This is a genomic window from Gimesia maris (assembly GCF_008298035.1).
In the GTDB taxonomy this organism is placed as follows: domain Bacteria; phylum Planctomycetota; class Planctomycetia; order Planctomycetales; family Planctomycetaceae; genus Gimesia; species Gimesia maris.
The window spans coordinates 7623947-7639997 of the sequence record NZ_CP042910.1 but is presented as its reverse complement, the minus strand read 5'-3'; the positions used below and the strand labels follow the sequence as shown (position 1 = coordinate 7639997).

General features: G+C 45.8%; 19 protein-coding genes. 14 read left to right on the top strand and 5 right to left on the bottom strand.

Annotated elements, in window-relative coordinates; translation table 11 throughout:
• Window positions 1-117: 117 nt before the first annotated feature.
• The gene (locus GmarT_RS28570; RefSeq protein ID WP_002645097.1) at window positions 118-1155 is read right to left on the bottom strand and encodes a polysaccharide deacetylase family protein; all 1038 of its coding nucleotides are present in this window, start codon (window positions 1153-1155) and stop codon (window positions 118-120) included.
• Window positions 1156-1616: 461 nt separating this feature from the next.
• Here GmarT_RS28570 and GmarT_RS28565 point away from each other — a divergent pair, with 461 nt between their 5' ends.
• From GmarT_RS28565 to GmarT_RS28515, 11 genes are all read left to right on the top strand, one after another.
• Window positions 1617-1871, top strand: coding sequence for a hypothetical protein (locus GmarT_RS28565; RefSeq protein WP_002645098.1), 255 nt, complete (start codon window positions 1617-1619; stop codon window positions 1869-1871).
• A gap of 514 nt (window positions 1872-2385) precedes the next feature.
• On the top strand, window positions 2386-2964 hold the full coding sequence (locus GmarT_RS28560; protein WP_002645099.1) for a response regulator: 579 nt from the start codon (window positions 2386-2388) through the stop codon (window positions 2962-2964).
• Between the two features lie 111 nt (window positions 2965-3075).
• Window positions 3076-3420: a hypothetical protein gene (locus tag GmarT_RS28555; RefSeq protein ID WP_002645100.1), complete on the top strand. Its 345-nt coding sequence runs from the start codon at window positions 3076-3078 to the stop codon at window positions 3418-3420.
• Window positions 3421-3837: 417 nt separating this feature from the next.
• The gene (locus tag GmarT_RS28550; RefSeq protein ID WP_002645102.1) at window positions 3838-4212 is read left to right on the top strand and encodes a phospholipase A2 family protein; all 375 of its coding nucleotides are present in this window, start codon (window positions 3838-3840) and stop codon (window positions 4210-4212) included.
• A gap of 435 nt (window positions 4213-4647) precedes the next feature.
• Entirely contained in the window at window positions 4648-5523 is an 876-nt protein-coding gene (locus GmarT_RS28545) for a S1 family peptidase (protein ID WP_081459414.1), read from the top strand.
• Window positions 5523-5798, top strand: coding sequence for a hypothetical protein (locus tag GmarT_RS28540; RefSeq protein ID WP_002645105.1), 276 nt, complete (start codon window positions 5523-5525; stop codon window positions 5796-5798). Before GmarT_RS28545 ends, GmarT_RS28540 begins: the two co-directional genes overlap by 1 nt.
• A complete protein-coding gene (locus GmarT_RS28535; protein ID WP_002645106.1) occupies window positions 5798-6040 on the top strand; it encodes a hypothetical protein in 243 nt (80 codons plus the stop codon). Before GmarT_RS28540 ends, GmarT_RS28535 begins: the two co-directional genes overlap by 1 nt.
• A 1-nt stretch (window position 6041) precedes the next feature.
• Window positions 6042-6365 (top strand): hypothetical protein, encoded by a 324-nt coding sequence (locus GmarT_RS28530; RefSeq protein ID WP_044236850.1) that lies wholly within the window; start codon window positions 6042-6044, stop codon window positions 6363-6365.
• Between the two features lie 146 nt (window positions 6366-6511).
• Window positions 6512-6772 (top strand): hypothetical protein, encoded by a 261-nt coding sequence (locus tag GmarT_RS28525; RefSeq protein WP_149303543.1) that lies wholly within the window; start codon window positions 6512-6514, stop codon window positions 6770-6772.
• A 28-nt stretch (window positions 6773-6800) separates the two neighbouring features.
• Window positions 6801-7352, top strand: a complete 552-nt coding sequence (locus GmarT_RS28520) for a ParB N-terminal domain-containing protein (protein WP_002645109.1) — start codon at window positions 6801-6803, stop codon at window positions 7350-7352.
• Window positions 7331-8449 carry an AAA family ATPase gene (locus GmarT_RS28515; RefSeq protein ID WP_002645110.1) on the top strand — a complete coding sequence of 373 codons (1119 nt, stop codon included), beginning with the start codon at window positions 7331-7333 and terminating at the stop codon, window positions 8447-8449. Before GmarT_RS28520 ends, GmarT_RS28515 begins: the two co-directional genes overlap by 22 nt.
• Before the next feature lie 5 nt (window positions 8450-8454).
• On the opposite strand, the gene GmarT_RS28510 is transcribed toward GmarT_RS28515, so the two are convergent.
• Window positions 8455-9165, bottom strand: a complete 711-nt coding sequence (locus tag GmarT_RS28510; RefSeq protein WP_149303541.1) for a PIG-L deacetylase family protein — start codon at window positions 9163-9165, stop codon at window positions 8455-8457.
• A 37-nt stretch (window positions 9166-9202) separates the two neighbouring features.
• Window positions 9203-10051, bottom strand: coding sequence for a sugar phosphate isomerase family (locus GmarT_RS28505; RefSeq protein WP_002645112.1), 849 nt, complete (start codon window positions 10049-10051; stop codon window positions 9203-9205).
• 221 nt (window positions 10052-10272) lie between these two features.
• On the opposite strand from GmarT_RS28505, the gene GmarT_RS28500 reads away from it, so the two are divergent.
• Genes GmarT_RS28500 through GmarT_RS28490 form a run of 3 tightly spaced genes read left to right on the top strand, consistent with a single transcriptional unit; the run spans window position 10273 to window position 13225 of the window.
• Window positions 10273-10938 (top strand): transaldolase family protein, encoded by a 666-nt coding sequence (locus tag GmarT_RS28500; RefSeq protein ID WP_002645113.1) that lies wholly within the window; start codon window positions 10273-10275, stop codon window positions 10936-10938.
• An 8-nt stretch (window positions 10939-10946) separates the two neighbouring features.
• The gene (locus GmarT_RS28495; protein ID WP_230682397.1) at window positions 10947-12389 is read left to right on the top strand and encodes a sulfatase-like hydrolase/transferase; all 1443 of its coding nucleotides are present in this window, start codon (window positions 10947-10949) and stop codon (window positions 12387-12389) included.
• A gap of 29 nt (window positions 12390-12418) precedes the next feature.
• Window positions 12419-13225 carry a hypothetical protein gene (locus GmarT_RS28490; protein ID WP_149303538.1) on the top strand — a complete coding sequence of 269 codons (807 nt, stop codon included), beginning with the start codon at window positions 12419-12421 and terminating at the stop codon, window positions 13223-13225.
• Window positions 13226-13542: 317 nt separating this feature from the next.
• Here the strand turns inward: GmarT_RS28490 and GmarT_RS28485 are convergent, their stop codons facing one another.
• Together GmarT_RS28485 and GmarT_RS28480 are read right to left on the bottom strand one after the other, a co-directional pair.
• Window positions 13543-14322, bottom strand: coding sequence for a hypothetical protein (locus tag GmarT_RS28485; RefSeq protein WP_149303536.1), 780 nt, complete (start codon window positions 14320-14322; stop codon window positions 13543-13545).
• Between the two features lie 469 nt (window positions 14323-14791).
• On the bottom strand, window positions 14792-16033 hold the full coding sequence (locus GmarT_RS28480) for a GspE/PulE family protein (protein ID WP_002645292.1): 1242 nt from the start codon (window positions 16031-16033) through the stop codon (window positions 14792-14794).
• Between the last annotated feature and the right edge of the window lie 18 nt (window positions 16034-16051).

The following is a 16051-nucleotide window of genomic DNA, read 5'->3' as shown; positions in this document are numbered from 1 at the left end:
GCAGATTGGAACAGGTTCGCCACTCAACTTCTATATCACTACAGAAATGAAGAGAAACGTTCAAAGGCGGAATCTGGTTGGAAATTCCATCTGGCCAGCCAATTTTGAAGAGGGAGATCAAGACTGTTTTCGAGGCATGCGTTTTGCGATGTCACCTAAACCAACCAGTTCAGCCCGGCCTCCTGACTGATTGACCAGTTTGCATATTAATTTGATTGTTTCGAATTGAGGATCTTCGATATACATGATGGAAGGATGGCATAAGAAATCGAAAACGCCTCCCTGCTCGATCGCCTGTTGAATACAGAGTTCGACGGACTTCAGAAAATATTTCAACTTCCATTGACTCGTGCGAAATGCTCCAACGTCGCTGATAGGGCTCATGGGAATTTCAACCAGACCAGAAGGATAGATATAAGGTTGAGCTTCTTTCTGTGCAGAGAGGATTGACTGATAGATTTCGGTGTCCGGTTCTGATTTGGGAAGGCTGTATTTATGACTGGGATATTTGGAACTGACCCAGGAGAAGCCTTCTGCCAATAGCATTTTTTGTAAGTCTTCGCGGTCATTCAGTGCTGTACTGGATCCCCCCGGGGTTCGGAATCCATCAGGCGAAATATTCAGACGCTGTTTCATTGCATCTGTTGTCAGGCGAATATTTTGACGAATAACCTGATCAGCTGACTTCCCTCCCAATAGCCAGGGAGAACGCTGGAAGCGAAATTGAGTTTTCTCAGGCGCGGTTGCCCAGATATTGACATGATCATAAGTATGATTGCCAATCGGGTGCCCCAGCCTGGAAATAGTTTTCAACCATTGGACATTTTCCTGTTCCAGAACTCGTCCCACACAAAAGTAATGAATAGTACCATTTAACCCGGATGCTATTTCAGCCGCCTTCAAAGAATAAGTTTTCGTTTCCGGGTTCAGATTGCCTTTTTGAAAGTCCCATTCCATCATTTCGCGTTTCGGATACTGGCGACTCATTTCCAGGTCGAAAGTAATTGCGATTTGTGCTTTCGGGATATGCTGGGATTCCGAGGCCGTTAAGTGAAATGTGGGAATTCCAAGAGTCGCGGCAATCGTTGAACTCAAGAAAGAGCGGCGTGAATGTGAGAAATTAGAATACGTTTTAAAACGATTTTGTGAGTCCATGGCGTGTCCTGGGCCGTTCAGAAATTTCGTGGTTGTCAGTATTACTTGCCGATTATATAAGAGGACTTCAATGTTTCATCCGGATTTTACAGGACGGATAGAATTGTAATTCCGAAAAGCAGGATAGAGCTATAAAACAAGCGTATTTTGATCAGAATTCATTTCTGTGGACTCAAGAAAAAAACAAGATGTATATTGCTTTGTTCAGGGGGCTCTGGTACAATCCTATTCGTTGTCTGGGAGTGGTTTAATCCACATTTCCATTTCTGCCTGGGGGCAGCCGCGGAGTGACCGCTGTAGGTGTCACTAAATATTTATCGCGTCATTCTTCCCAATCCAAGCGTCATTCCGGACTTGCCGGAAACCCTCTTTTACTCTTCTGAAATCGATCATTTACGTAAGAGGTACGCGCTGCTGAAGCTGGGAGAAGTCGAGATAAATCACTGGTAGGTTTTGATCTCATGATGGAATCAAGCACATACATTGAGTCTGATAGATTTGCATTCGAATTAGTTGCTAACCTTGCCAAGTCTCCAGGAGCATTTCCTCAAACAGGAAAATACAGTAGTAAAGTCTGGGCTCAACTTTTTGGAATGACAGAGAAGAACTTCAAGGAACTCTTAAAGGAAACTCGAATCCCCTACTTTAAATTTGGAAGCAACATCATTGTAGATGCACAAGACTTCTGGGCGGGCCAATCGCAGCGCGAAGTTTAAATCGAATTTGTTCACCGCAGGACCAATCTGTAGTTCTACATTGAGTCTGGACGCACTGGTCTTTCAGAGACTTCAAATTGTGCTGGAACAGTTCGTCAAAGAATTGTTTTGGTACATACGTGCATTGGCACTTGAGTATATTTCTGATTTATAAACAATCTGATTCAAAAAAAGTTTGAAAGACCGGACTTAATTGTCTGCTATTTTTCAGACACATTTGTGCGATTTAGTATCAATATAACGTTAATGAAGTTAGCGCTTTTCACTGATTACAGTGAGTGCAAAACGCAAATTGATAAACCCGGAAAAAGCAAAAATGAATAGCGACCAGTTTTATATTGAGGGATAAATCCTTAAATCGCATGCAGTTAAAAACCTTACAGTGCCGAACTTAAATACTGTTTATGTTTAAATAGAAATAAACAGAAGATGTTGAAAGCAGAATCTTGAGCAATACGCGAGCGCTATTGAGAGATGAAAGTGTACAGAGTTTTTCAGATCCATGGGTTTGTCTATGAAAGTATTAATCGTAGACGATATTGGATATTCATGTCATTATTATGCGCGACTCGTCGAAAAAATAGGCTTCATTGCAATTACAGCTTCTTCTGGATATGAAGCGATCAAGTTACTGCGTACCGATAATGAAATTAGTGTCGTACTGACCGACCTGATCATGAGTGGCATGGATGGTGTCGATTTATATCAACAGGCCCAACAGGTGGAACGATACTCGGACAGCGGTGCGGTTGCGGCACCCAAATTCATTTTGATGACAGCTGTCAGGCCCGACAAAAACCCCGAGGACAAAAATTTTCAAAGAATCAAACTGGCGAAAGAGTTGGGTTTTTCAAAAATCATGTTTAAGCCACTCGACCAGAGTGAATTAAAGCAGGAATTGAATGACATGTCCTTAAATGTGTTTCGCTCTACTCAGCGTGAAACACCTCTTGATCTCTATTCACCCACTCAAAAAGTCAGACAGTCAGTCAGAGAAATTGTCGAGGCTGATAACAAAGAGGCAGCTTCTGAATTTCTAAAAATCCTGCTGGAAGAAATTGCCAACTTGAAGAAATACCTGAAAACTTCCTGATCACACCTCACTAGTTCATTGCTCCCAGTTTAAAATAAACTGGTTGATAGACCGTTTCCATCAATGACAGATTAAAGATCTATATCCGGTAAATTGCTACCAGGGATTATTATGGCTAAATGTGATCAGGGCTATCTCTGTGTGATATGTGGTGAAGAAGTAGAACACATCGAAAACAGTGGACTGTATCTACGCTACATCATAGGTGAAGTCCATGCAGAGGAATTGCAGGGCCAGCCTGAGCACCATATTCGCTGCAATCCCGTTCTGGCTCAGTTCATTATCGACAATGAGTTCGAAGCAATTATTGTAGAAGGTCCTTTTGATAAACGGGAACTTGATCCCGAAGAAGTCAAAATAAGAGAATCTCTGGTCACCAGGGGCTGGAGAAGATTACAGGAAGTCAAAGAGAAACAACTTTCCATCAGTGAATTCCCACTGGCCCGATCAAATTAATTAACACCTGAGTATTAATTGAATTCGAATTGAGTTTCGGTGCATATTAAACACCTGCCGTTCTGAGCAACGGCAGGTGTTTTTTTTATGTTGATCCTGCTTGTGTCGCTCGCGCCCTTCAAGAGAATCATTCGTTCTGACAACAGTAACGGTATGTTTTCAAAGGATCATGATGACAGAGTCAAGACGAAAAGGAATTTTTATTCCCGCTTGGGTAATTGCTTGCATCTTTTCACCGATTGTCGCTGGTGGAGTAGGTTCGATCACCTGGACTGCAAAAACTTTGATCGAACACAGTCATCAACTTATTGAAATTGATGAAAAACTGGATGCGAATAAAGAACTGTTGATCGAAATGGTGAATTCACATGAGAGGCGGATCAGTCGCATCGAGGACCGCGTATTTGGAGAAAGGCCATGATCGAAATCAAAACAGCTGATCTGCCAGAAGCGCTTGTACTGCTGATGGAAGGTCCAGAGCCGCCTGATTACTTCATCTCCAACGGTTGCAGCTACTCACCAGACCAGTGGGGAGGCGTTGACATCCGGCCTGCCTGCCACTGGCACGATTATGCATACCAGCGGGGTGGATGTAAGAAGGACAGGGAACTGGCAGACGGGCAACTGTATCGGAATCTGAGACGCTGTGATCTGGGGAAGTTCATGGCAAACGTTTACTACCGTCGTGTGCGGTTATTTGGGGTGGCGGCTTTCAATTGGGCTGAGGGGAAGATTCCAACAAACCCCTGGCATTATTGGCTTTTGTTCTGGGATCGGTATATCAAGCTATGAAAGAGGACGATTCAGAGTTAAGCGAAAAAGAGAAGTACGCAGTCTATCTGGATGCTCACAGGAAAGCTCTTGAGTGTGAATACTCTGAGGCGGATAAAAGCGACCGGTACCAGTTTATTCTTTGTGTTTTCGCTATTAGTGTTTCGATAATCATTCTGTTTTGTGCTGGAGATAAAAGCGGATTTTGTAGCGGTTCGATCATCGCAGGCGCTCTATCACTAATGGTGAGTCAGTGGTCTTATAGCCTGTCTCAGCGAGGGCTTGAATTCTACCGGGACGACTTATTGCAAGTGGATTTAACTGTGGATCAGGATAAGCAGGTCAAGTACAGGAAGATGGCTGCACAAGTTGAATTGGCTAACACAGCTTCATTCGGATTATGTTCAGGTGCTTTATTTGGGCTTGTGATTCGCTGTCTGATTGAAGGGAATACTAATGCGAGCAATAACAATTCTATTTGTGCTGATGATAACTTCCGTTGTGCAGGCCGATGTCATGGCGGTGCTGACGAAAGAAAAGTCGTGCAACCAAAACAGTTGCACCCTGATCGATGGGCGGGCAACCTGCGTTTATGTCGGGACCCGTGAAGGGCGAGCCATCTACCTGACCGCGGCGCATGTGACCAGGAACACGTTATCGGTGTCAATCGCCTTCAATGGTAAATGGAACCGGGCCAGAGTGGTGTTGGAACACATCCCAGCGGGCAGCATGGAAGACGTTTCGGTGCTTGAGACCTCAGTGATTCCCAGCAGTAAACCATCGTGTATCGCAGAGTCTGTACCCAAAGTGGGAGAGCGGGCACGGGCCGTTGGTTATCCCCGCGGTTCAAGCCGGGCAGTTGTGCGAGACGGCAATATTATTGAGGTTGGTGGTGTTCGGCGTTTTAGCGCGACATCCATCGTAGGCGATTCAGGGGGGCCGGTATTTAACTCAGAAGGGCAACTGATCGGGATCGTCAAAGGCAACGACATGACACCCGGTATCGGTCAACCCAGCGTTTACACAGGTCTGCCAGTGATCGAAACATGCTTCAGGCGAGCTTACGGGTTCGTTCCTCGCTGTAGTATGCCTCGCAAGGTGGTTGTTAATCCGGTTCAGACGGAAACGGTTGTCGTTGAAAACAACACCGACCTGACAGCCTTGCAGGGGGAAGTATCCAAACTCAGGGCCGAGATAGACAAACTGAATAAGACACAGATTCCTGTCTGGATTGTAGGTTCAGACGGGGAACCAGTCGCAAAGCAAACGTACCCGCTTGGTGATCCTATCAAGCTTCGTTTTAAGGCCGTTAAACAAAGTGAGGCTGAGTAATGCCGGACGGCGATGATGTTTTAGATGTTGAAATTCCCATTGAGGGAGAAAGTGAGAAGGAGATGGCTGTGGATTTATCCGACAATGTTGCCAATCACATGCTGACGCAACTGATGCAGACCGGGACAGTCGCGCAAAACAACTTCGTGACCGTTCAGAAGGTGGTTGATTATGACTACCTGGAAAACAAACGCATGGTGACCCTGGACGAAGCCGTTGGTATTCGTGAAGTCGCTGCAAAAACTACTCCCGGTGGACCCGCTCAGGCAACCTAATGACTGACCCACTGGAAGAACTGATCAGGCAGAGTGTTGAATTCCACAATAAGCTGATCGAAGAAAACAACGAGCTTGACCGGGCGTTCCAATCTGGGACGTTCGGCGAGCTTGTTCAATCATGGAGCAAAGACGATGGCGGAGGATCTGAACTGGAAGGAGAAAATAGCCCAGACAGTCTGGAAGATCAAAACGGGGGAGAGGGCGGAGAACTTGAGACAGGCGGCAACGAGGTTCAATAACGTGAATTCCCTGACGATGGCAACCCGTGAAAAACTGATGGGTAAAGAGGTTACAGACAACAATCGTCCAGAGGGCGAAGACATGCACATTGGGGACGATAACAGTCAGATTCACCAGTATTTACCGGCACCGCAACAATCGAGCGGCGTGATCGGTTCACTGGCGAAACTGGCATTGGGAGCGGGATTGATCACAACAGGAATCGGAGTACCGGCGGGCGGTTATCTGATCTGGGATGCGTTGAAGAACCAGCCGGCACCAACAGCGCCAGCAGACCCAACGATTGATACAGACACACAATACGAGATTGGACTGGACCCATAGCTCATAGAGTGGTTTGTGGTGTGGTGTCGGTTCACGATGATCACTGCTACCTGAATGCACCCCAAGAAAAAATGAGATTACCTTTTAGAATATAAAAAGGATTATTTCGGGCTTTCCTTACTATCGAACTCTAAAAGGAGAAACAGATGACTCAATTTATAGTTTATCTTTCAAGAGGAAGAGGACAATGTTCTGTTAAACGGCTGGAACGAGAAGCACAGACACATGTTTTAGCAGCGAAAATGGTCGAGGCAGAATTTCCGGATCTGTTTGTGAGTTCTGTGTTAGAAAAACATGAGCCAATTTCAACTTGTGCCAGATGTGGCGGGCCTGTATTTAAAGGCGATTTCCATAAAGATCAGATTCGGCAGCGTAATGGAACCAATCGATGTCTGGACTGTTTGTAGAGCTCATCAATCAAAGGGGAAGAATTAATTGAAAGATCGAATCAGCAGTTTCAGACGAATCAAAGCATCTCTTCTGAAAAGAAATGCCGGGAACTGGCGCGAGCATACAGAATCACAAGAAACGGCGTTACGAGCCATTTTAAATGAAGTGGGTTTTGCTTCCGCATGTCTGGTACGTGACTGTAAGAACGGGACTTACGAACTCATTGATGGGCATTTAAGGGCTGATATCGCAGAAGATGAACGAGTCCCCTGCCTGATATTGAATGTCACAAAAAAAGAAGCTGATAAAATTCTGGCGACCTTTGATGTCGTCGGTACGATGGCGAAAACAGATCAGCTTGCACTGGATCGACTGATCGGAACTGTATCGACGGAATCTGAAGCTTTACGCAACTTACTGGATTCCATGAAGCGTGAAAAACTCGAAGTGCAGGAAATGTGTGAAGCTGACGATGAGGCACACTTGCTGGTTGATTCATACCGAATCCTGATTAATTGTGAAAATGAAGCTGAGCAGGTTGCATTACTCAAGCGATTCAAAAAAGAAGGGGTCACATGCCGCGCCTGGATCTCATAAAGAAAACACGGGTCATTCGCAGTCCGCGAGTGATTCAACTGGAAGGCATGTTTGATCTGCCAACTGAAAAGACCAGCAGGCAGCAGTGGGCAGTCGATATGCCAATCGAAGATGATGATTGGAATGTGGGGTTGATAGTCGGTCCTTCAGGTTGTGGAAAAACATCCATTGCCAGGGAATGTTTCAAGAATGAAATGGTCAGCGATTTTAACTGGTTCCAGCAGAAAAGCATTATCGACTCCTTTCCGGAAGAAATGGGGATCAAAGAGATCACTGCCCTGCTCTCTTCAGTCGGGTTTTCCTCGCCTCCCAACTGGTTAAGGCCCTTCCATGTGCTGTCAAACGGAGAGCAGTTTCGAGTCTCGATAGCGCGAGCGCTGGCTGAGCTGCCTGGGATAGTAGTCATTGACGAATTTACTTCCGTCGTTGATCGGACTGTCGCAAGAATTGGAAGTTTTGCTGTTGCCAGGACGGTTAGAAAACGGGAACAAAAATTCGTCGCCATCAGTTGTCATTTTGATATTATCGAATGGTTAGATCCAGACTGGATTTATTTTCCTGCGACCAATCAATTTCAATGGAGGTCTGAAAGGCAATCGCGACCTCCTGTTACACTCGAAATTATTAACGTGCATCGAAAAGCATGGGAATTGTTCCGCAAGCATCACTATTTAGATTCTACCATTCAGAAATCAGCAAATTGTTTTGTGGCATTAATGGATGGTCAGCCGGCAGCATTCACAGCGGTTATTCATTTTCCGCACCGTCAATCTCCTTCTTTTCGAGAACATCGTACTGTATGTCTTCCTGATTTTCAGGGAATAGGAATTGGCAACGCTCTTAGCGAATACATAGCCTCTCTCTATGCCTGCAGGAAAAAGTACACCAGTGTCACGGGGCATCCCGCCATGATTCAATATAGGGCAAAATCCAAAAATTGGAAAATGATTCGTAAACCTTCTGTTGTCTCTCGTCAGAAGGGGTTAGAAAAAAACGGAAAACGCTCTGTCGCATCCAGCCATGAGAGAATCACAGCAGGATTTCTATATTGTGGTCCCAGGCGTGAGCGGGAGGCACGGGAATTTGGGTTAATCTGACAGCCTCACCATGCTGCACAACGTTTCCATGCTGAATGTGTCTGAAAAGCTTCGGCCGCCTTCACTCCTGATTGCTGGCCGCGCGCATGGCATTGCTGAATCATCAGTTCTTGTAGTGGAGAGAAACTGGAATCCTTCCCACGTTGCAGCTGACTTTGATGACAGTTTAACATTGAAACTTTCGTTTCCACATAATCAGAAACATCGATATAAAAGTGGGGCTCAAATGAGGTCATGTTGATCGTATCCATCCACCAGAGTGCGGGTGGCTTTGCCAGGGCAGGTGAATTAGTTTTATTGCCGGCTGAGGCACTGAACCAGGTCGCAGCTTCCGTGATCACTGAGGAGGTCCGATGATCCACATGATAGTCCGACTGAGAGTGGCTTAAGACGAGTGTCGGCGAAAACTGCCGCATGATCTCAGTCAGTTTTCCACGCAAATCAAGATTGTCGAACAGACCACCATCGGGTTGCTCTCCTAAAAAGAGTTCTGCGTTAATTAATTTGGCTGCAGAATGCATTTCATGTTGTCTTACCTCCACCAGATTATCCCGCGGAGGATCGGGTTGCCCTTTGTCTCCCTGGCAGAGTACGCAGATTCCAATTTCAGCACCATCCTGTTGTGCTCGTGCCAGTGTCCCGGCACATAACAGTTCGGCATCATCTGGATGGGCCACCACGGCAAGTATTCGTTCCTGTTCGAAGTTCAGTTTCATCAGCATGGTACTCTTAGAGGTATGTTTCCAATTCGATTCAGCGAAGGCGGATATCGGGAGGATCCGCTACATATTCAGCGACGGTTAAAGAGGCGGCAGGGTGTGTTCGTAGAAGTGATGCGGGACAGACGCTGGTAACAGGGCCGTGCAGGACTCTGCGAACAACAGAGCTTTGCCAGATTCGATTGCAATAAAAATGTAGCTCTGCTGAGGACAATATTTCTTTCATGCCAATCGTCACAGCTCTCCAGGGAATGATTGAAATTTCGCCACCCACTGTTACCGAATTGATGGTACGGGTCTCACGGGTTAAATCTAGATTTCGCGTAGGCAGCTGAGCGAATTCTTCAACGCTGATTGCCAGATTGACTTCGGGAGGTTCATTGAATGCGATGTGACCATTAATTCCAATCCCGCCAAAGCAGGCATCTACTCCTCCTCGTTGATCGATTAAGTTTTGAATGGCTCCTGAATCGTTCGGATTCGGACATATCCGGTTTTCGGGTAAAGGAGCCAGTTCAGGGTTCAGCAAGTCGTAAAACTTTCGATTCATATAGCCTCGAAAACTAAGCGGATGTGTGAGCTCGACCCATTGATCATCATCCGTCAGATACTCGTCCATGTTAATGAGCATCACATCTTTAATTGAATAATGTTGCTGGTTAAGCATTTCTGCCAGAATGGGATATTGGTCGACGGGGCCTACTGGAACAATCAGTGTCGCCGGTTTTCCCTTCTCTTTTGCAGACTCAATAATTTTTAACATGGTCTTCGCCATATGCTGTGCGATATCCGGCATGTCTTTCAAAACGGAGAATTTGACGGAAGCTCCTCTAGCCAAATCATTGCGACTGATGTCCAGATAGTCCGGAAAATGGGGATTCATGATGATATCTACACTTTATTGAAGTAGAATGCTTTAATTTCAGTTCTTTTCAGTAATGGTGCCTGGATCGTTACCTGCCATATTTAAAAACGAAGCGATAGAATAACGGATACAGTAAAATATATAATAACCATTCGCGTTCCGGGAATCTCCCTTCGAACTGTTACTGTTACACTGCATTGATATTTAAAGCCATTTTATCCTGACAAGAGGAATACACAATGAAGTTGTTTCTGGATAGCGCTATTACAGATGAGATCAAACACAGCCTTGAATATTGGGATGTGGATGGCCTGACTACCAATCCCAAACATGTTAAAAATTCTGGTAAGCCATTTTTAAGAGTGATTGAAGAAATTGCAGAACTTTTTGCGGGAACAGATAAACCGGTTAGTGTGGAAATTGATCCTCATCTCACTGACTGGGAGCAGATGGTGGAACAGGGAGTGAAGCTTTCAAAAATATCTCCAAACTTTGTCGTAAAAGTCGGCGCCAGCGAGGGAGGATTTAAAGCGATTCGGGAACTGACTCAATTGGGCATCAGAACAAACGCCACATTAATATTTTCAGTTTCTCAAGCCTGGCATGCCGCGCGTGCAGGTGCGGCGTTCATCAGCCCGTTCATCGGCTGGAAGGAAGCCTATGGCGATTCGACCACGACTTTCATACTGGAAGTTGCTGAAATGCTGGAGCATCACGAGTATGATTCGCAGATTATCGCAGCCGCCATTCGCAACAGTCGCCAGATCGCTGATGTTGCATTGGCAGGAGCTCATTGTGTGACAGCTGGCATTGCCGTATACCAGGAGAGTATGCAGAACCCTTACACAGTTCATGGAGAAAAAATATTTCAGGATGCCTGGGATGCGACACCTTCTGAGGGGTAGACAATATCATGCTGCCAGAGTCGAAATCTACTAATGCCGTTATTACAAACTCAGGGTTAAGTATGAACAGGATCTTGGTAAATTATCGTTTTGCAGTTCTCCATCATTTCATTTTGCCTGGAATGTTCGTCTTCATCCACCTATTCATACCATTCTCCAATAGAGCATTGGGAGCAATCAGTTCTGAAAAGCCGAACGTGATAATAATTTTTACGGATGATCAGGGATCGGTCGACCTGAACTGCTATGGAGCAAAAGATCTGATAACTCCTCATATGGATTCGATTGCTCGCAGGGGAATTCGTTTCACCCAGTTTTATGCATCAGCTCCCGTGTGTTCTCCTTCCCGAGCAGGGATGCTCACAGGCAGGTTTCCAGCCAGAGCGGGAGTTCCAGGAAATGTGTCATCACATCACGGCAAGAGTGGCATGCCGACTGAGCAGATCACGATTGCAGAGATGATGCAACAGGCAGGGTATCAAACTGCGCACATCGGAAAATGGCATCTGGGTTATACGCCAGAAACTATGCCGCATGGACAAGGTTTTGAGACCTCATTCGGGCACATGGGTGGTTGCATCGACAATTACTCGCACTTCTTTTATTGGAATGGTCCCAATCGACATGACCTATGGGAAAATGGTAAGGAGGTCTGGCGTGATGGTGCCTTCTTTCCGGATCTCATGGTAGAGCAATGTCAGGATTATATCCGAAAGGCAGGCGATAAACCTTTTTTTCTGTATTGGGCCATCAATGTTCCACATTATCCATTACAGGGAAAAGAAAAATGGAGAAAAACCTACGCTCACTTGTCTTCACCTCGAGATAAATATGCGGCATTTGTTTCAACCATGGATGACTGTATTGGTGAAGTATTAGCAACTCTCGATGCTTGCCAGCTACGAGAAAAGACAATTATTATTTTCCAGTCCGACCATGGGCACTCACACGAAGAACGGACATTTGGAGGAGGTGGTAGTGCGGGCCCCTATCGGGGAGCTAAATTCAGCCTGTTTGAGGGAGGAATTCGCGTCCCAGCCATGATCTCATGGCCGGGTACTATTGCTGAAGGAGAGGTGCGAGATCAACTGGCAACCGGATGTGACTGGCTACCTACCATTTCTGCCTTAACAGGTGCCCCACTGCCAGCTCATCACTTGGATGGCAAAAACTTAAAAGCAGTGATTGAATCAAGTACTGCAAAGAGCCCACATGAAAATTTTTACTGGCAGATTGGTAAAAGCTGGGCGATTCGTGAAGGTGACTGGAAATTACTGGGAAACCCGCGTGACACAAGCCAGCAGACTCCATTGGGAAAAGAAAATCAGATATTCCTGGTCGATCTCTCTAAAGATATCGGGGAAAAGAAGAATCTTGCCACCCAATTTCCAGAAAAGGTGGATCACCTCAAGAAGATTTACATTCAGTACCAGAAATCATTGTCTGAATAAAGCTGACGTTAGCAGGAAATGGATACAACATGAGTCTATCGGAAGAGAAACAGAAAGTACTAAAGTCGCGGATGATACGTATTGGGTTGATCTTAGTCTTTGCTCTGGTGATCTACTCGACAAAGCAAAACCAGCAGACGCATCCTGAAAGAATCAGCAAGGAGACTGTAGAGGCACAAAAACAAAGTGCCGTCAGGGATTTCGAAAAAAAAACAGGAATAACATCTCCTTCCGTTTTTAAGCAGAGGTCTGCACAGGAAGAGAAAGCGGCTTCAGGCAAAACAGTAGACAACATGATCCTGAGAGAACAGGATCTGACTTCAAATTCCAAGAGCAAGACTACAGAACCAGAACCATCCGGACGGGGCTCAAAACAGACACCTGCTAAATCCAGCCGACCGCCACCCGGTGGGAAAGAACAGGATCCAAAATCTAAGTCAGAGTTAGGACAGCTTCGCGATTTAGGGGGTAAAGTCTGGGAGTCTGCTGCTGGACTCAAGTATGGTCCTGGCAGTCAGGAAAAACATCGTTTATTGCACGTGATGAAACATGCAAAAGATGAACCAGATCGTCCCGGAAAGCATGGCGTCTTTGCTGGTGAGGGTATCAGAAAAAATGTACTGGCTTTGATTGATGAGGCTTATCTCAAAGCCCTTGCAGGAGGTAGGAATGTCAACAGAAAGAACGAGGGTACACGCGTTGTTTACACAGTTGATATGGGGCGTCCGGTAGGTTACGTCGGAGGTCGTGTTGGAAATCAACAGGGAAAGCCTCAGGCATACAAGGTGCGGCTGGTTCTGGAAGGAACCAGTGTCATTACAGCATTTCCCTTATAAATAATATTCAGGATCTGGATCATGTACTACGCAGGGATTTGCTCGTTCTGCGAACAGGGCACACTGGGAATTCGAATTTGCAGCAGTGAAAAACACGCCCTGATTCTATGTGATGAGTGTGATGCAGTCTGGAAATCAACTGACCTCGAGCAGAAACCGACCTTCCCGAAACAACCCGACCTGCCCTGCCCTTTTTGTTCGGGAAATTTAATGCGCTCTCCCGCGCACTGGGCCAGTTTTAGAGAAATCTACCAAAGAGGCTGGGTCGCAATAGTAAAAGGTCAGACTAAAGATTGACTGCGAGGAATGACCGGATTTCAGAATACAATTTCCAGAGTCTGATTTTCTTTCAAAACTCTGGATCTGATTTTGATAGTATCACGAGTTGCGGGGATTTTAGATCCAGGAACTTTAACGATTAGTTGCGCGACTCGATTTTTAAGTGGTAGATAATCTCCTTTGTCAACCGGCCGGATATCCCCTAAAGCATTAGGTGTGAAAGTAGAATTCAGCCATCTTGAGTCCCAGGGAATGGCCTGGCGATGGTCATCAGTTCCCAGAACAAGCCCAGAGAGGTCTGAGGCACGATAACGGGTCGATTTATAACTGTCAGGAAGTTTAACCTGGATGATAATCAGGTAGTCTTCATTTAAATCCGGATCTTTAGGAACAGTCCAGGCGGTAAAGCTGCCTGCAGTGACTGCATTTCCCATCGGTTTTAATTTGAATTCTCCTCCTCCCTCACCAGATCCATCTCCTTCAGAATCGCCTGTTCCTTTGCCGATATGCGCAGAAAAATCCTCTTGAATTTCTTCGACGCTATTTTCATTCTCACCAGTCATAGTTTGGACTGGCTGCATGATATTAAATTCTGTGGTTTTACCACCTGCTTCTTTGATTCGGGTATCAAGAGGACCATTCAATGAAAAGCTTTGCTCATCTTCAAGACTGGCCAGCGTAGGGGTATTATCGTCTCCTTGCATCCCTCCCACAATCACGATGGCCATCAAAGTCAAGGCTGTCGAATGGAAGAGTAGGGAAACCAGATATCCCGTTGCAGAGAAACTGGCCAGCCAGATCACAGCTTTCTGTTTCAACGAGAGAGCCGTATCATCATCATCATTGTCAGGATGTAGTTCAGACTGGTTGGATTCCAGGCGTTCCTTCATCACAGGGACCCTGGTCGATGATGAGTCCGCACTAAAACGCGTAGCGGTCCTGGATTGGTTCGACATGGAAATCGTCGCTGACTGGGAACAACCGAGGTTGGTATCACCTGTATCATTGATACCAGTCGGCTCTCTTTGATTCAAATTCATAGGGCAATCCTTCAGCGCAAAATTACGTGAATCAGGATGGCCCAGCGGGTTATAACCCGTTACTTTCAATTACGTACAATTATATATCAGATCTACCAGAATTGAATGTTTTTTTCCTCAGAAGACCCGGTTCTCAGGTGAGGACTGGTTATCTCAACTCTGTAAGGTCTAGTGTACAGAGATGGTCTGCCACCAGTTCTCCGGACAGGAAAGGGTTTCAAATCATTGATTTGATGAAAGTGTCCGATCAAACAAGAACCCGGTGTAATTCCTGAACAGTCGTAATTCCATCAAGTACCTTGGCTTTCCCTGATTCTTCCATAGTAGTCATCCCAAGTTCAGAAGCCAGGGTTAGAATTTCTGATTGTGTCATTCCGCGGAGAATCGCTTCTCTCAACTCTCCCCGGATTCCCAATGTTTCAAAAATTCCCGTTCGGCCAAGATAGCCAGTTTGAAAGCAATGTTCACAACCAGTACCTCTGGCTATTTTTGAGTCAGTCAGTTGGTCGGCATTAATATTCAGGTATTCACAGGCACCGGCATCAGGTTGATAGGGAGTACGACATTTTTCACAGATGCATCTCACCAGACGTTGTGAGATGATGCCCTGCAGACTGTCAGTGATAAACATGGAAGGAATTCCAAATTCTCGGAAAACATCGATGGCAGCTACCGCATCATTAGAATGTAAAGTTGAAAGAACACGAATGCCGGTTAGCCCTGCCCTCACTGCAATGTGTGCCGTTTCAGAATCACGAATTTCTCCGACCATAATCACATTTGGGTCCTGACGGAGAACGCCTCGTAGTGCTTCCGCGAAACTGAAACCAATTTTAGGGTCGATCTGGATCTGGTTCACACCTTCAATTCGACGTTCCACAGGATCTTCGATGGTAGCCAGGCTCATCTCAGGCTGATTGAGATGATCCAGGCAACTGTAGATAGTCGTACTTTTACCTGAACCGACCGGGCCTACACTCAGAATCATCCCATAAGGAGCCTGGCAATATTTTGTGATCTCATTTGTCTGCCTTTCACTGAGTCCCAGTTCACTGAAATGAGTAAAGCGGTTATGGTCAGGCATCAGTCTCAGCACAAGTCGTTCACCATGAATTGTCGGGCCAGATCCCACACGAATATCACGGCGATTCTGTAATGTCTGGTTATTAATGTGACCATCTTGGGCCAGTCGTCGCTCGGTAATATCCATATTTGCAGCTAATTTGAGTCGGGAAATCACTGAAGCCGCTGCCTCTTTGGGTAACTGAATGATGTCATGAAGCATTCCATCAACGCGTAGCCTGAGACGTAAGCCATCTTGAAGTGGATCCATGTGGACATCGGTTGCCTGCAGCTGGAATGCTCTTTCCATCAATAAATCAACCAGGGGACCTGGACCTACAACATCAACCAGTTCTCTCAGTTCTGCCTGGAGTGCCTGCTGGCGTCCTTCGTTTTTATTTTCGGGTTTTGCTGACGAATCTGACATAGATCAACTCTTTCTGTA

Coding starts and splice junctions, on each gene's coding strand:
- GmarT_RS28570 (WP_002645097.1), bottom strand. CDS start 1,155: ATGGACTCACAAAATCGTTTTAAAACGTATTCTAATTTCTCACATTCA.
- GmarT_RS28565 (WP_002645098.1), top strand. CDS start 1,617: ATGATGGAATCAAGCACATACATTGAGTCTGATAGATTTGCATTCGAA.
- GmarT_RS28560 (WP_002645099.1), top strand. CDS start 2,386: ATGAAAGTATTAATCGTAGACGATATTGGATATTCATGTCATTATTAT.
- GmarT_RS28555 (WP_002645100.1), top strand. CDS start 3,076: ATGGCTAAATGTGATCAGGGCTATCTCTGTGTGATATGTGGTGAAGAA.
- GmarT_RS28550 (WP_002645102.1), top strand. CDS start 3,838: ATGATCGAAATCAAAACAGCTGATCTGCCAGAAGCGCTTGTACTGCTG.
- GmarT_RS28545 (WP_081459414.1), top strand. CDS start 4,648: ATGCGAGCAATAACAATTCTATTTGTGCTGATGATAACTTCCGTTGTG.
- GmarT_RS28540 (WP_002645105.1), top strand. CDS start 5,523: ATGCCGGACGGCGATGATGTTTTAGATGTTGAAATTCCCATTGAGGGA.
- GmarT_RS28535 (WP_002645106.1), top strand. CDS start 5,798: ATGACTGACCCACTGGAAGAACTGATCAGGCAGAGTGTTGAATTCCAC.
- GmarT_RS28525 (WP_149303543.1), top strand. CDS start 6,512: ATGACTCAATTTATAGTTTATCTTTCAAGAGGAAGAGGACAATGTTCT.
- GmarT_RS28515 (WP_002645110.1), top strand. CDS start 7,331: ATGCCGCGCCTGGATCTCATAAAGAAAACACGGGTCATTCGCAGTCCG.
- GmarT_RS28510 (WP_149303541.1), bottom strand. CDS start 9,165: ATGAAACTGAACTTCGAACAGGAACGAATACTTGCCGTGGTGGCCCAT.
- GmarT_RS28505 (WP_002645112.1), bottom strand. CDS start 10,051: ATGAATCCCCATTTTCCGGACTATCTGGACATCAGTCGCAATGATTTG.
- GmarT_RS28500 (WP_002645113.1), top strand. CDS start 10,273: ATGAAGTTGTTTCTGGATAGCGCTATTACAGATGAGATCAAACACAGC.
- GmarT_RS28495 (WP_230682397.1), top strand. CDS start 10,947: ATGCTGCCAGAGTCGAAATCTACTAATGCCGTTATTACAAACTCAGGG.
- GmarT_RS28490 (WP_149303538.1), top strand. CDS start 12,419: ATGAGTCTATCGGAAGAGAAACAGAAAGTACTAAAGTCGCGGATGATA.
- GmarT_RS28480 (WP_002645292.1), bottom strand. CDS start 16,033: ATGTCAGATTCGTCAGCAAAACCCGAAAATAAAAACGAAGGACGCCAG.